Source organism: Pectobacterium colocasium, assembly GCF_020181655.1.
Lineage (GTDB): Bacteria > Pseudomonadota > Gammaproteobacteria > Enterobacterales > Enterobacteriaceae > Pectobacterium > Pectobacterium colocasium.
In genome coordinates this window covers 763,924-779,221 of the sequence record NZ_CP084032.1, presented here as the reverse complement: position 1 = coordinate 779,221, position 15,298 = coordinate 763,924, and the positions used below count along the sequence as shown (strand labels likewise).

The 15,298-nt window shown below is 48.5% G+C and carries 10 protein-coding genes; all 10 read right to left on the bottom strand.

Features of this window, described 5'->3' with window-relative positions:
* Positions 1-38: 38 nt before the first annotated feature.
* The 10 genes from LCF41_RS03525 to LCF41_RS03480 all read right to left on the bottom strand — a co-directional run bounded on the left by LCF41_RS03525 (position 39) and on the right by LCF41_RS03480 (position 14,944).
* Positions 39-1,253, bottom strand: coding sequence for an ABC transporter permease (locus LCF41_RS03525; RefSeq protein WP_225086908.1), 1,215 nt, complete (start codon positions 1,251-1,253; stop codon positions 39-41).
* Positions 1,243-1,974 carry an ABC transporter ATP-binding protein gene (locus LCF41_RS03520; RefSeq protein ID WP_225086907.1) on the bottom strand — a complete coding sequence of 244 codons (732 nt, stop codon included), beginning with the start codon at positions 1,972-1,974 and terminating at the stop codon, positions 1,243-1,245. Before LCF41_RS03520 ends, LCF41_RS03525 begins: the two co-directional genes overlap by 11 nt.
* Positions 1,974-3,935 carry a vWA domain-containing protein gene (locus tag LCF41_RS03515; RefSeq protein WP_225086906.1) on the bottom strand — a complete coding sequence of 654 codons (1,962 nt, stop codon included), beginning with the start codon at positions 3,933-3,935 and terminating at the stop codon, positions 1,974-1,976. Before LCF41_RS03515 ends, LCF41_RS03520 begins: the two co-directional genes overlap by 1 nt.
* Positions 3,932-4,987, bottom strand: coding sequence for a hypothetical protein (locus LCF41_RS03510; protein WP_225086905.1), 1,056 nt, complete (start codon positions 4,985-4,987; stop codon positions 3,932-3,934). The genes LCF41_RS03515 and LCF41_RS03510 overlap by 4 nt, the downstream gene beginning before the upstream one ends.
* Positions 4,981-7,689: a putative virulence factor gene (locus tag LCF41_RS03505; protein WP_225086904.1), complete on the bottom strand. Its 2,709-nt coding sequence runs from the start codon at positions 7,687-7,689 to the stop codon at positions 4,981-4,983. Before LCF41_RS03505 ends, LCF41_RS03510 begins: the two co-directional genes overlap by 7 nt.
* Complete coding sequence (locus LCF41_RS03500; RefSeq protein ID WP_225086903.1) at positions 7,689-10,757, bottom strand: virulence factor SrfB; 3,069 nt, start codon at positions 10,755-10,757, stop codon at positions 7,689-7,691. Before LCF41_RS03500 ends, LCF41_RS03505 begins: the two co-directional genes overlap by 1 nt.
* Before the next feature lie 17 nt (positions 10,758-10,774).
* Positions 10,775-12,205, bottom strand: a complete 1,431-nt coding sequence (locus tag LCF41_RS03495) for an SrfA family protein (RefSeq protein WP_225086902.1) — start codon at positions 12,203-12,205, stop codon at positions 10,775-10,777.
* A 51-nt stretch (positions 12,206-12,256) separates the two neighbouring features.
* Positions 12,257-13,429: a tellurite resistance domain protein gene (locus LCF41_RS03490; protein ID WP_225086901.1), complete on the bottom strand. Its 1,173-nt coding sequence runs from the start codon at positions 13,427-13,429 to the stop codon at positions 12,257-12,259.
* Between the two features lie 84 nt (positions 13,430-13,513).
* Positions 13,514-13,993: a hypothetical protein gene (locus tag LCF41_RS03485; protein ID WP_225086900.1), complete on the bottom strand. Its 480-nt coding sequence runs from the start codon at positions 13,991-13,993 to the stop codon at positions 13,514-13,516.
* A 213-nt stretch (positions 13,994-14,206) separates the two neighbouring features.
* A complete protein-coding gene (locus LCF41_RS03480; RefSeq protein WP_225086899.1) occupies positions 14,207-14,944 on the bottom strand; it encodes a YMGG-like glycine zipper-containing protein in 738 nt (245 codons plus the stop codon).
* Positions 14,945-15,298: the final 354 nt, after the last annotated feature.

The window sequence follows — 15,298 nt, the reverse complement described above, 5'->3', positions numbered from 1 at the left end:
GCTGATTAAAATGGATAATGAAATGAGATAATTAAGCGTCATACTTCACGCAAGCTTTGCGCCGGTTCAATATTGATAGCGCGATAAGCCCCAATGCTGGCAACAAGGATTGCGACGACCGCAGTCAGAGCCATGGCAACCAGACTATGTTCCAGGGTGATCTTGCACAGCATCTGGCCTGTCGACTGGCTCCCGGCCAACGCACGGTTAAATACCTGGCTGGCTATCAGATAAATACCGTAACCTCCTATATAGGCCGCAAGGCTGAGCAGACAGCCTTGCAATATCACGTACAACCCGACGGCAGGTTCTGTGAACCCCAGCAGGCGCAGTACGGCAATATGCTTGCGTTTGCGATCGACATTAGCGATAAACGAGCCAATCAGAGAGGCAATGCAGCCGATAAGTGCAGTTGCGGCAATCGTGTTGAAAATCACGCCCAGTACACGGTTGATACTTTTCACATTTTCAATATCCGCCAATCGACTTGATGTTTCGATGCGCTGGGCCCTGAGGTCATGTTCAAGGTTGGCAACCAGGTCGATGTCTTTGGCATACAGCCGAGCACGGGCATAACGAGGCGAAGGGTCACCCATTTTAGCACCGTTGTTAACACCAAGAGCGGGTGCAGCGTAACCGTCGCGGAAATGTTCAAGCATCAGTAAAAATTCAGGCTGGGTGAATATGGCTGAGCGATTGAAATAGGTTGCAGGGAGAATTCCCGTTACCCTGACACTGCTACGCCCCCACTCATGACGCGCATCAAGCAGACGGCTCACTCGTATGTTGATTGTATCTCCTACGTTGACTGCCAGTTTGCGCGCCGCTTCTTGTGTTACTACCACATCATTCTCTCGATGAAGCTCAAGACGCCCTAACAATGGATCACCTACGGCGGTGGGAATGACTTCAGCATTTTCAATGAAATGGCTGCTGTCCGTTTGCAGGTCGGCCAGGGTGTTCAGTGACCGAGTTTGTCCAATAGCAAAGCCCACATCGGGGCGTTGGCGCAGGTGTTCTATCCAGAGCTGGTCATAACTTCCGCTGCTGAGCATACGGATCTCGAGATTGCGCGGATCGCTAGCCAAATCGTCCTGCAACTGGCTTACAATCCCAAAACGCAGGCCAAATAGGAGCAATAGCGGGGCGATAACGGCGATCAGAGATGAGATGATGCAAAAAGAAATGATGCGATCATGCCATAGATCCTGACATGTCAGACGACCAAGCAGTAAAAGCCGATTAAAGGACAAAGTGGGTTACCCCCCTTACTACACCTTGTGTTTGGTCACCTGGCATGTCGTCAAGACGAGCGGTAAGACAAGGTAAATCAAAACGCTTAACCAGAGGCCAGTCGTGACAAGCGACAAGTGCCATCATGCCTTCCTGACGAACCAGTTCGATAAATAGACTAAACAGTTGCTGCGAATTGTATGGGTCAAGAGCGGCTGTCGGCTCGTCTGCCAGAACCAGCCTTGGACGGTGTAAGATAGCACGAGCAAATGCGCTTCTCTGCCGCTCACCAAATGAGAGCTGCGCCGGATATTTAGCCAATAATGGCTTTAGTTTCAGCGTATTGATAATTCTGGACAGCATTGCTTTGTCTGGTTCTATCCCGAGCAACTGGCAGGGTAGCCGGATGTTGTCGTATACGGTCAGATAGGGAAGTAAGCCGCCATTTTGCAGCACGAATCCGAGCTGGCGCGCACGAATACCTGCCAGCTCGGCTTGCCGGTTGGCATTAAGCAATGCTGCGACATCAAGCTGTTGACCTTCTTCGTTTAACTCAAAGCGTGTAACACTGCTGGGACGCAGTAATAGTCCCATCGCTTCGAGCAATGTGCTTTTGCCGCAGCCACTTTCGCCGGTAACCGCCATCACGTGACCTGGTCGCAGCGTGAGCTCGGACAGACAAACACGATGCGCTTGCTCCCCCTGACCACGTAAAATGCACAAGTCTTGAATATGCAGCATCAGGGCATCATTTCCAGCGGTACAGGATAGACACGATCGCGCGGGTCGCTGTCTTTTGCGAGTTCAACCCAACGGTCGACATCGGCATTGTACTTTTGATAATGACGCAGTTTAGTCGACAAGGTACGGATAAATTTCTCTTGTGACAGGCCATCCCAGCTTTTCCATGTGTCTTCATCGAGATTCAGAACATCGCTGCGATAGGGGAGATCAGCAAGATATTCGCCTAATACGCCAAGGTCTGTGATCTTGGCATTTTCCTGCAGCTTGAGTTGATTGGGATCGGCTCCCATCGTGGCAGCGACGGTTCGTAAACGCTCAAACATTTTGGTCGGGGAAATCATACCCTCATTCGCGGCTTGCAGAATCTGATTGACGACATCGCTCAAATCGCTCAACTGCCCTTTGGTCAACAGCACCCGGACGTCAGTAGTGGGAATATTCTGCTTAATCAGATCGCGGTCGCTGATCCAGGCCTTAAATACCAGTGGCGCTTTCGTACCATTCTTTTTGCCAAGGTAAGCCAACTGCATGGCATGGCCGATCAGAGCAGTATCCTGAAGCAACTTCTCTTCCGGCGTCATCTTTTGACCTTCATCTTTAGCATAGAGTGCACTTCCCAAAGCGGGCTCACCCATATAAGCTGATTTGACCTGCTCGGTAATAGCCGAAGCAAGGGCATCAACCTGCTGGCCAAAAGCATTCAGGTCACCCGCATTCACGGCCTGGTAAAGGTTGGATTGCGTGCTATCAAAGTTGGAGAGATCGCGGTATTGGCTTTCGGCCTTAGCGTGGTTATCTTTGCCGCTGGGGGTCTTCAGGTGCAAGGTGTAGATAGCGATACCACGGTTACCCGCTTCCAGCCGCAGTTGTTTGGCATCAAGGCCTGTACCTGATAGCTTGTTGCTACCGTCAATAGCTCCGGCATCGGTGATCAAGACCATATAACGTGCGCCGAACTTACTCCAATCAATGTCGTCGATAGCAGACATTACACCCGCATAGGCGTCTTCATCATATAACGAGCTGGATACTTTGGCTTCTTTCAGGTCCGCAACCCTGTTAAGAAAATCCTTGCCATCTTTAACCTGGTTGGGGTCGGCATATATCTTGGTTCTGTATTCGAGACCCGGCACCACGTTGGTATTTGACCGATACGAGATCAAGCCAAATTTAACCTGCTCTCCCAGATTTTCCTGTTTAATCTTGTCGTAAATCTTGTTCACGGCTTCTTTAGTCCGCTCGATATAGGGCCCCATTGAAATAGTGGAATCGATGACGAATAAGACCGTTGCATTGAACCCTTTTAGCTGGTTGATATCTGCCACCTGTTTAGCGTTGGGGTCGGCCTTGCTGACGGATGCGACGTTAAGCAGGCGTGTGTAGAACCCCTCTTCAGTCATGATCTCTTCCCCACTCAAGATGGGCAGCAGGTAAAATTGCTTTTGCAAATCAACAAAAAATTCTGGCTCCTGAGCCTGCACACCTTCTGCCTGACCGTCCCGTTTCAGCTTGGCGCGCAGTGGTGCGACCAACGAGACCGGATCCGCAGCCGCGAGAATGTCATCCAGATTTTTTCTTTCTTTGAAAAATAGCAAACGATCGCGGTTCGCCGGGTTGGTGAATGCCAGAGTCAACTGCATTTTCCAGTCAACGGTGCACGATTGTGGTAACCAACCAATCGTTTTGCCATAGCTATCCGGCCCAACATTGACCCAGCGCTCCCCATTAGCATCGGCTTTTTGATAAACGTACAGGCTGCTAAAGGCTGGTTGTAATTTTCCTTTGTTATCACCTGCCGTTGTGCCCAGTTTGCAGCCCGGCGTAGTGAGTACTCGTTGATATAAGGTTTTTTTCCCTTCTTGCAGCAGTGGTTTGTCTCCATCAGCAGCCAGTGCATGACCTGTAAGAAGCAAACTACACAGAGGTAAAACCCACTGACGAATAGAAAAACTTATCATTTTCTCAGGTCCTCAAGACGCTGTTTGGCCTTTTGATTATCAGGCTCGAATTGCAGAACGGTTTCGTACCAATAAACCGCAGTGTCTCGATCGGCTTCTTTGAAACATTGATTTGGCTGATGATCTTTGGGATCGTATTCGCTGGCATAAGCCAGTGCGATTTTGCTATCTCCCCCCTGGGCTCGGTTAGCATACAAACGTTGCGCAACACCACATTTATTCGCATTTTTAGCAGCCTGAATAATGTCCAGATACTTGTCACTATCGAGTTTTTGTTGCACACAACGTTGCACGAAATCGAGCTCTTTTTGGCTGTTCAGATTAGTGGGAGAGCAATCGCTGGTCGCAAGATTGTCTTCTGCTGCTGTGGCCAACGAAGCCACCGCCGTGACATCTTGTTGTGTGTCTACCGCGTTGGGAGCGTTAGCTGTGGCATCCCGTCCCAGGAACCACCACACGCCTCCAACTGCAATCAGCAGAACAATCAGTAATGCGGCGGCAATGAGGGGAACACGTGACGGTTGGCTTTTGCGTTTGAGGTCATGATTAGCTGAAAGTGGTGGTAGCACCACCAACTCTGGCTCTGGCTCTGGCTGATCAAGCGACTCTGAGACTGGCATAGGTTCTGGCGTTGTAACAGAGGCTGAATCTGGTTCTGAGGTCGTCAACACGCTACTGCTACTGTAATCACCGGTTTGGCCACGCGCACCGGATGAGAACAGTTCGTCACGTACCAGTTGTAGCGTGGTATTGCGTGTTTCTCCTGAGTCTAACTCGACTTGAATTTGTACCTGGCTAGCATTTGCCAGCAGTGGATCAAGCAGGGTTGAGCCAATACGAAAACCACTACCGCTGTTTAAAGGGTAGCTGTTACCGATGGTAAACTTATGCGGTGCAGGGCTCCAGCTACCGTCAGGTTGCAGGTAGTGTTGCTCATTGTTACAAAGAATAAAAGTCAGGTTCGTCAGCAATGCTTGTTCACCACGCAGGCGAACCATCAGTTGTGCTGTCCCTGGCTCTGCCGGTTGGCAGGCAATGATTTTAGCTAGCATGGCATGTTCTCTTGTTTCAAGTGGGCGATGATTTGGCCGAGTTGTCGGTTATGCTCGACGGAGATATCGCGGGTGGCGCTATGACCAGCATTATCCAGAATGGTCGTCATCAGTGCTGACAGCCAATCGCCCAAGTAGGCGACCCCAGGTGATGGTGCTACCGCTGGCAACTGTGGCAGTTCATCGCCAGCGAGCCCAGCCTGATGCACGAACACTTTTTTTTTGTTATCCACGTAGCTGCTAGGGATCTGTTCTTCAGGTAACGATAGATAGCCAAACCAGGCAAGAAAATCACGCATCACCAATTGGGCACGCAGCACTTGACGTGCCATTAAGTGCTCACGACGCGTACCGGCTTGCTCTTGGCCTGCCAACGCATGTTTTAATGTGCCTTCGAGATCCTGACGAGTAGCTGCGGAGATCAACTCTTCGCTTAACAAATTAATCAATTCGCTGTTCATGCCGAGCTGATGCCATTGCGTGGTTTGTTGCGGTAGCTCTCTTAAGTGAGCTACCCAGGCCTTGAATGCTTGTTCGGCGAATTCATCGTCTTGCCCTATCCTTTTCGTGGACGGTGTGGGTTCAACAATAGCCGCCTGATCATCCACTGGGGAGGAAGCAAAGGGATCATGTGCAAACGGGTTGTCGGCAAATGGATTGTCGGCAAATGGATTGTTCGCAAATACATTCTGAGGGCGATCGTTGAGGGTTTCTTGTGGCTCCTGATCTCGGATACTCAAATAGATGTTGTTCAGTTCGTGGGGGGGGAGCTCCAAACGATTGATCATTTCTCCCATACTGTGTGAGCAAGCAGACAATCCTTGCCACAAGGTTTTAGCAATAGATTTTTTCTGAGCTTGCTGACCATCACCGTCATGTTCGTACCAGCGGCCAAGCCGTTGATCGCCGGTTTCCTGACGACATGTTTGTAATTGTTGTCGCAGACGCTCTAATTTAAAATCCAGATGGGCAACACCACACAGTGCCTGAGTCAGGCGAGATATGCCACCATCATTGAGTTTGAGCATAGCTTGCCATGCGGCTTTTGGTTCAGCGACGTGCTCAATCACATTTTTCCCGTTTATAAACGCGCTACACATCGTGTCGAGCACAGCATGGTAGCGTTCAGTCAGCGCCACTTCCTTGAGTGTTTCTTTATCCGCTTCCTCTTCAAGGACAAGAAAAGGGTTATCGATCCCTGGTTTACGAACAAGGAAGCAGTTGTTGAATGCCTGGTTTGGTGCCCACTGTCGTAGCCAGTCATATTGTGCGAAACGCTCAAGCAGTGTGATGTGCAGCATCCCCTCCCATCCCTCTTTCAGTTGGCTTTCGGTATGCTGCAGACTGTTGCTGATACGCACATCACACATGGTGATGGCCCAAAACAGCCCTGGCTTGCGATGACCTCGTTCGTCGGCACTTTTTCCTTGTGTTTTCTCCACCCAACGATTTAATACTGGGCCAACATCCGCGACGTCGCTTTGCTTGGCTGAACTGGCGCACACTACCAGAGCATTCATTTCCTGATTATCAGTGTAACGCTCAAACAGATAAGCCACTTTGCCACGTAGTAATAGTTGCGATATTGGGTTTTGGCCATCTCGCCCGGCATCTTCGAGCGAGGTTATTTTGAGGCGACCGCGATAACCGGGAAAATCGAGTAAATCAACGTGGTTCATGATGCTGTCACTGGCGACCTCTGCCAAAGGGAAGATCAGCTCTGTGGTTAACGCCGCTAACTCGGCTTGTAACAAGCTGGCGTAATTGATCTGCTGATTGTCATCCCAAAAGCGGATCTCGACGTGGCGATCTTGGTGTGACCCAAGGCGACTGAGGCTATCGACATTCATGATACTGCCGTTGCTTTGATCGATCAGCGTCTCTAGCGGTGCAAAAACCATACGCGCATGATTGAGTTTGTCTAATACGGTCGCTAATGATCGATAAGTCTCAGTCAGTGCAGGCAGTTCGCCCCACAGCAGTGAGAAAAGTTTCGCGCGTTCGCCTGAGCTGAGCATCGGTGCGATTTTCAGTACCTGCGGCCAATAGGCATGTTCAAGTTTTTCCACTGATTTTTTGAACGACGCGTTAAGATAATCCCACAATGCAACGACATCTTCACTGCTGACACCATTGTATGGTGCGCCTTGTTCAGCACGTTGCAAGAAGGGACGTAGATGTTCTTCAATATGATTCTCATCAAGCTGATAGCTTAATTGCTCATGGTTGAAGTCGTTAAACCAGGCATTCGCCAGGATCTTAGCCAGATCAATTTCGCTAAATAGACGTAACGGTACGGGATAGCCTGCTGGAGAGGTGGGTATTTGTTTGGTAAAGCGGGTGACCAGTCCGGTCGCTTCTTTACCTCCTCCTACTGGATTGACTTCTTTGATGAAGTCTACCTGCTGATTACCGTATGTTGCTTCTAGCATGCCATCGCTGCCAGCGGCTAACGCCGATATCAGGTATGATTTTCCTGCTTGTGAGATGCCAAAAAAACCTACCGTCATCGGCGTGGTAGCAACTTGGGTGAGACTATTAGCTTGGTTACAGGTGCGCAGCAAGCTTAATGTGAGTTTGTCAGCCTCGTTATCCAGCCGGCGCGAATTTGCTCGCACGGTCTCTACCCAGCCCAAAGCCTCTTTACAACCTTGGGCAATAGCTGACCAACCTTGAGTAAGGGATTGCTGTTCGTTAATCATTATTTTTTTACACTCCCGCTATCAAGCCAGTGTCGGCTGTCAATAAGCCCGGTTTCAGGCATGGTATTAAGTTCCAGTTCAACATCTCGTTTGCTAAACGTTTTGTTAGTATTACTGCTCACCTCTAAAACAATCAGGCGATCGCTGATCAATCTCAACGGATTCGCGTTCTTTCTTGTATCAATCGCCAACCGCACCTTCAGATAGGGTGAGCCGTTATCAATGGAGATCGAGTCGGAAAACTTTTTTCGGCCTTCTTCGCTAAACCGCAACGTATATAGCGGTGTAGCGGACCAGCGTTCAGCGTCCAACTGACGATAACCTAGCCGCAGATCGCCGCGCATAATGATGTGTTGCGTCGTCTCATTACCCTCTTCTCCAACGATTTTAGGTAGTATGATCTGACCGTTTTCTGATTCGATATGACGATAGATAATCTCAGCATCGTGGATCAGGTTATCCATATCAATGGTACCAATGTGCCGAATCGTTGAATAAGGCTTCAACGCCGACGTGCGGAAATGGAAGTTGGGAATACTGTGATTAGCGCACAGTTGAGACAGCATTGCACCGACTGACGCGGTGCTCTTGGGATCGTCGATATAACCATTTTTGTGGAACGGATACCAGGTTCCCGTCTGGTAACCATGCAAAGGCAATATCCGTCCGGGGGGTAAGGGTAGATTACGACGGATAAGAGCCTGAATACCCGGTAGCTGTGAAGGTCGTCCCGTGAGCAGTAGCAGATCGCAATGATAGTAGGACAACACTTCGCACAACGCGGTGAGAACCTTGCCGATGTTGAACCTACCAGCGTAAAAATCATTGTGCAGCTTCACCAGTGGCAGATTGAGTTTAATCTCTGCCAGTTTGAATTCATTAGTGCCCCCTGCTTTTTGTACTTCGCGGCGAACAAATCCCTCAACCTCCTCGCGGATGCTACCTGTAGGGAGTAGCTCACCCGCTCGCTGGTTAATCACACGGTGAGTTTGTTCATCAAGAGGATCGTATTGCTCGTAGCTGCTCAAAATATGCAGCGCCAACGGCACGAAAAATTGCAAGCTAAGCTGTTGGCGTAGAACGGCTTCTGATGCACTGATATTTTGAGAACCACACAGTTGAGACATCAGCGTTTCGACTGATGCAACACCCGCGTCTCGTAGCGCTTGTTCGAAGGCAGGTTGCAGGTAGGATTGAATAACATCAAGCAGGATGTCGTCGCCAGCGATCTTGAAACTATCTCGAAAACGCTGTTTGGGGACAATATGTGCATTAGCCCCACCACTGCTCAGGCCATTATGATCCAGACAATAATCGGTAATCACTAAATCGGTTGTGCCGCCACCAATATCTATCGAGGCAATAGTAATCGTTTCGCGTTCTTTACGATCTGGTCGGCCAAGCGTATCGAAGAACACTTCTGGATGACCAGCGAAATTCTGATTAATCTCAGTATACAGATATACAAGCTGGGCACAGGAGGCTTCATCCCATTCTACTCGGATCTTGGGAAGAGGTATCTTGATGTTCACCTGGTTAAGTGATTCTTCCTCATCCAGATAAGGATCATTCTCGCCGCTATGCCAGCGCAAGGATTTCCATACCAAACCTACCGCTTGGCGCATACGCTCATCGAGAATGCAGCGTTCAGCCATCGGCAACCCTGGCGGAACGGTAAGAATAATATGCCGCAGTTGACGGGGGATACCTGCATGCCCCTGACGAATGCGCTGTTCAGGGCTATTAATCTGGCTAATGGCCTGAGTTAATACCTCTGACAGCATGAACGTCATTAGCGCACTGCGTGAATAGCGAGGGGTGAATACAGGAATACGATCCATCTCATCTTCAATGGTGTGCAGAGCCTCCCCCCTCTCATCAATAAGGTTGGCAAACGGCGCTGCCGTTGCTAACGGATTACTGTCTTGCACATAGCTGCCGTTAAAGCGCCAACCTTGTCCATAAAATTTCTCATCCCACAGATAACGTTTGGGACTCGACAAACCAGTGGAACCTTCACTCCCTCGACGACGTGCGGCCAAACGGCTGGCTTCACCGCCGACACGGGCGATGGTCGGCCATTGAAAAGCATCGTGGCGACCACTGCGCACAGAGCAGTGATCTTTACCGAAAAAGGCTTGTGTGAACTCGACCCGACTCTCAAAGGGCTCAGTGTATACCTGTTCAGGCATGCTAAGATCGCGCAGCTTCAAGACATAATTCTGCATAAGTCCTGAGCCTGACTGGCCATGATCCTCGATCAGAATCCCGCAAGTCCGAGAATTACCGACATCAAGAATCAGATCGACTGCGATCGGTTTGATGGCATTGGTTTCTCTGTTGGCTATCATCCGAAATTGTGGTAATTCAATGCGTGGCGCTGTCTGGTTTTGCATTCCTTCAAGCGGAATAGACATCAATGACAGGAGATTGAGGTAGTGGGCTATGGGATATTGCTGCGCAATTTCTTGTTCGCGTTCGTCAATATCTCGGCTTTTGTTGGTTTCTGTAAATACTTCTTTTAGCCAATCTGTTACCCAATCCTGAGTCAAATACCAGTTGAGCGCATAGGTTGCAGTAGCAACAGCAAACGTAGCTCCCGCATTGACATCTTCCTGATTTGGACTGAGATCGGCAGCAGCGTGTTGCTTAGGCATGATGCGAGTATCAATAGCCAATGTCATGCGATGGCTGTGCCCATCCATATCTGGTTTCGCCAGCTTAACCAGGCGAAAACGAGCCCAGTTCAGTGGACCTTCCTGATACACATTAGGTGGGCTAAAGCGAAACAACGGAAGAGGTAACCAGACGCCATCAAATAATTTAACGCTCTGTTCCACCGGAACATCGTACAGGCTTTTAGCTTTTTCTATATTTTCAGCAGTGGGTTGATAGAAATAGTAATCACGCTGCTCATTGTAGATCAGTCGGGTGAGTACGCCGTTAGCTAACTTGACAAATTCGCCAGCAGGCAAATGCCCAAGGGTTAAACCAAAATCCATAAACTGGATTCCAGAGTCGCCGACCAATGTAATTTGACGATCGAAAGAAATAATCTCAGGCAACATAATGTAAATCATCCCTGTTAAGTATTGGGTTGAAGTATACGAATAGGGAAAGGTTTGTCCCCATCAGTGCTGCCGACACAATCAGTGTGGCCAGCGGCTGGCGACTTACACTCGATATTTGGAACAATAAAATTTGAACCGTCGCTGCATTTCATCTGCTCTGGATTGGTAATGCTGAGAGTACCTTGCTGAACGATGCCTTTCGCAAGTCCATTACAGGTCACCCCACTGGATTGGCGCACGCTAACGGTGCCATTGCCTTGCTCAAAGTTATATTGCAACTGGAGTGGGCGACCAGTGAGCTTATCCTGAATACCGCCGTTAGCTCGCCACTGCCCATTGAGGAACTGAGCTGTGCCATCGGGTGTGGCCGGAGGAAGCATCAGGGGTTCACCTTGAGGCGGTATCACAGGCGGTGTGGTATTAGGGGCAACCTCAGGTTGCGGTGATGGATTGCCCTGAGGGGGGTGATTGGTTGGCTGAGCGGAATCGGTTGATTTCTCTGCATCTGCCGCCTCAGCCTTATTCAGCGATTGTGGCTTATCATTAATGGTATTGTTTTTATCTCCCATTGCGGCTGGGGGCTGTTTACCCTCTATGACCGAGCTTGACGCTACGGTGTTTTCATTCGTCAACGTCGACACGCTCAGATCTGAGCGTGTTTGCGCATTCACCGTTGAGGCGCTGTCATGGTAGGCATTAACAGCAACCTTGCCCGACAATCCTGGTAAACCGGGCAGTGTGAGGGAGGGGGCGCAACCACGAAGTAAACCCAGCAAAAGCGCGAGTAACAGCAGTAACAATAAGCCCCCCAATAACCAGCGCCACTGCCAGAACCAGGGTTGCTTGACACTTTCTGTCACGGGGGAAGTTTCAGACGCGAGTATCGTTGATTGTTCGGCCAGTTGGGCGGTTGCTGCAAGCGGTGCCTGCACTGGCACTGAATCGGGGGCTAACCAGTGCATAGGATTACGTTGTTCGCCGCTCGGGTGGATAAAACCCCAGAAGGTAATCACCAGTACCCCGTCAACCAAATAGACAAAATCGTAATCCGGAAAATGTACGACTGATTTTAGTAGCTGAGCAAATACCTTACGATCGCCACCGGTTCCGTTTTGATCCGCATTGAGCAACTGTTCACTTAAGGATTGGACGGCTGTTTGGAATTCACTGAATTGATGACGGGCGGATGCTCGCTCGGTTTCGTTGGCGGAGCTCCAAGGAATGATATCGCCAGGAAAGCTGCTGTACCAGTCAGTGCGATCGCCGCCCTGATCGTTTTGTGGGATAGCCAAGTGCCTGGCGAGATCGTGTCCAGCATCAAGACGATAAATGGCTTCACGCAATTGGAAAGCCATCTTGAACACAGGATAACCCGTTTCACCGAGCGCTTTGAATAAGGAATTATGCCCAGTACGCAGCAGCGGTCCCTGAATCGAATTTCGCATTGTTTACACCTTCTGGGGCTCTGAATTAGCCAAAATTAATGATGAATGTGGCTACTTTTTGTCCGCAACAGGCGTCCATTTAAAGCCCCAACCATAATGTTTATCCATAGACTCTCGATTGCGGAAGAAACTATTGAGTCGTTCAACGTTAATATCGCCATCGATATTTTTTAATCTGGCAATAGCAGCGACATTATTGCTATCACGCCCATCAGTTAAGGTAGTGCTAATCGGAGGTTGCCCTGGTACATAGAGGGTTATCGTGGCATCAGTGCCTTGCCAATTATCCGCGCCACCGTAGATAAAGCTATAAATCAGTACTTCATCAATCTCCTGCCAGTGACTTCCGTTGATGAAAATCCATTCACCATCTTGATTGGCACCATCTCGCAAATCTTTTTGCAATATCGCATAAGGAGATTTCTCATAGTTGCCAAAGAGCGTACTGAGCGCTTCGACGCCCCCAAGCTCTCCGTTTTTAAGACGCACAAAGGCAGCAATATCGAGATCGACAGGACGCTGATATTTGCCCTGTTGCCAGGTCAAATTGACTTTTATTTGCCCAAAATCCCTTTGTTTCGTGAGATTGATGCTGGGGTTATCTTCGGTCAAATTGGTACTGGCAGGTACAGACTCGGCGGCAGGTTGCGTGGCGACAACTGGGGTGGGTTCTGCATTCGGAACCTGAGCGGTAGCATCAGTATGTGTGTTGCCTCGACACCACCAGTAGGCAAGTGCTAACAGTAATAATAAAAGAAGCAATAATAGCCAGGGAAGCAAGCGTCGCCACCAAGGTATGGAGGCAATCACAGGAGTCGGTTCCACAGCGAAGGCTACCGGGATGGCCCAATTGGTTAAGACAGGTTCACCACCTACATCATAACAAGCCAGCCCTTGAGAATGAGTGAGTAGCTGCTGTAGTGCTTGAGCTGATTGATGATCTCCACGGGTTATAAGTTGTTCAATCAATCCGGTCACGATCTCTTGGTATTTCTGGCGCTTGCTTTGAACAGAGAGTTGTTCAGCGTCGCTTAGCGCTGAAAATGGTCTTGCAAGCCCCTGACGCTCTGTCCACCATTCCAGATTCCCTTCTGGGCTACGGCGGACTGATGCATAGAGTAGCGCCAAAGAAGAAGGGAGATAACGGCGTATGATAGCCACCGTTTTCTCATAAGTTGCCAGAGTAGAATCATCAATGACCGCAGCGCTTGTTAATCGTTGCATAGCATCGCATCGTCGTTGTCAGTGGCAGCAGTTGGCAATAGCAGCACGATAAATTACCATTGATTATATAAATTTTTATTTGTATTAAAGCGTATTTGCCTTTTCAAGCGCATCAACCTTCTTCTTGGCTTCCGCAATTTTTCGCTCAATAGCAGCCACCTCACTTGCACTGCTAGCATGTTGCGATTGTCGTTGAAGTTCTTGCAAACGCTGAATTTGTTGCTGGTTGTCTTTAGTCTTTATTTTGCTTGATTTAAGGCGATTAAGCGTTTGTGTCAACTCTGATCGTAAAGCAGCGAGTTTAGCCTGTTCGCTCGCCAGTAACTGATTTGATGCGTTTTGTTTGTCTTGTACACTGGCTTGCTCTTGCCTGGCGCGTTTATTTTCTTGCTGGCTATGCAGCACTTGCTGTTCTTGTTGATCAATCTTTTGTCTATAACCGCCTGAGGTCGTGCAACTCAATTTGGTAATAAAACTCGGATCCTGTGAATGTAAATCGCAATCTTGAGGGGTTGTCGCGCAGCCGACAAGAAAGATTGAAGCAAATAAGGCATATTTTTTCATGACATTATCCATGAACCAAGAAAAATAAAATTAGCAGAATAATAATATTAAATGGATCGAGATTAATATCGATCCATAACATACACTAAATAATTCAAGTTTCAGGCAGGCGGCAAGCGAAGAAATCCCGATGAGCTTACACTGTTAAGTGTATTCAGGTGGTTAACCGCAGCAGACGCACATACAACTTGAAGTATCACGGGTATAAAATAGTTAACCCAAAGAAATAGCCTGACGCTGACTAAATAGGCCGTTTGCTTCTGTTTCAAGAGCGGCTATTTGACTATTCAATTTGGCATATTCTTTGTTCAACGTTACCAACTTGGCCTTATCTGCCTTATTACTAGCTTCTTGTGCTTTAAGTGCAACTTTATAAGCAGCATCTTTATCTTTCATTACCTTAATTTTTTCCTTCATTAACTTAATATTAGCATCGATCTGGGACAACTCTTTAGTGGCGCTAGCTTTATCAAACCCAGCCTTACTTTTTTGCTGACTAATTCTGGTCAAGGTCGCCTGATTTTCACTGATGACCTGCCTCATTGAAACGGTCGTTTTCTCAACCGCAGAGGTATCTTCACTGATATCGGTATTCATCGCTTTCAGGCGATCGCCCGTCGTTGCGTAATCTTTTTGCAATGAGTCGAGATAGTAGTTGGCTGTCATGCCAACAGCACAGCCTGCAGCGCCGCCAATAGCCGCGCCGATCAAAGCATCTTTACTATCACCTTTCAATGAACCTGCTAATGCACCAATGCCTGCACCGGTAAGCGCACCGACACCACACCCCTGAGCACCCGAAGCGCTAAAGAATTTGGCTTGTTCACCACTGGTCAACCGTGCATCTGGTTTGATGCCGGCTAGCAGAGAACTGCCAGTATTAGCACAACCGCTAAGAACGAGTGTTGCAGACAAAATAAAGCAAGTTGCACTGCGGTTAATAATATTCATGAGTGTTTCATCCTTAAATAATAAAATATACTTGTAATTCTTAAAGTTGCCTGTGCGTTAGCCGCATTATTATTCGGCCTTATGATTTCACTCGTTCGGAGTCAGCGCAAGTGCTGTTCAAAAACGTCTTGCCGTTTTTCCCTGAAACTCGAGTTAGTTGGGGTATATATGACATTTACTAAATAATAATTTATTATACATAGAGGAAAATGCTATATTTGCAAGCATTGTAAAATGCGCTATTCGCAACAGATCTCTCTCAATAACTTACTTGATTTCTTCAAGATTATGAGAGGGTTTTTTATACTACTATGTTACTAGTATCGATCTGTTATGCTCGTAATACTTCAAGTT

Excerpts from the sequence above, each read along its gene's own strand:
- LCF41_RS03520 (WP_225086907.1), bottom strand. The coding sequence starts at position 1,974 with ATGCTGCATATTCAAGACTTGTGCATTTTACGTGGTCAGGGGGAGCAA.
- LCF41_RS03515 (WP_225086906.1), bottom strand. The coding sequence starts at position 3,935 with ATGATAAGTTTTTCTATTCGTCAGTGGGTTTTACCTCTGTGTAGTTTG.
- LCF41_RS03510 (WP_225086905.1), bottom strand. The coding sequence starts at position 4,987 with ATGCTAGCTAAAATCATTGCCTGCCAACCGGCAGAGCCAGGGACAGCA.
- LCF41_RS03505 (WP_225086904.1), bottom strand. The coding sequence starts at position 7,689 with ATGATTAACGAACAGCAATCCCTTACTCAAGGTTGGTCAGCTATTGCC.
- LCF41_RS03500 (WP_225086903.1), bottom strand. The coding sequence starts at position 10,757 with ATGTTGCCTGAGATTATTTCTTTCGATCGTCAAATTACATTGGTCGGC.
- LCF41_RS03495 (WP_225086902.1), bottom strand. The coding sequence starts at position 12,205 with ATGCGAAATTCGATTCAGGGACCGCTGCTGCGTACTGGGCATAATTCC.
- LCF41_RS03490 (WP_225086901.1), bottom strand. The coding sequence starts at position 13,429 with ATGCAACGATTAACAAGCGCTGCGGTCATTGATGATTCTACTCTGGCA.
- LCF41_RS03485 (WP_225086900.1), bottom strand. The coding sequence starts at position 13,993 with ATGAAAAAATATGCCTTATTTGCTTCAATCTTTCTTGTCGGCTGCGCG.
- LCF41_RS03480 (WP_225086899.1), bottom strand. The coding sequence starts at position 14,944 with ATGAATATTATTAACCGCAGTGCAACTTGCTTTATTTTGTCTGCAACA.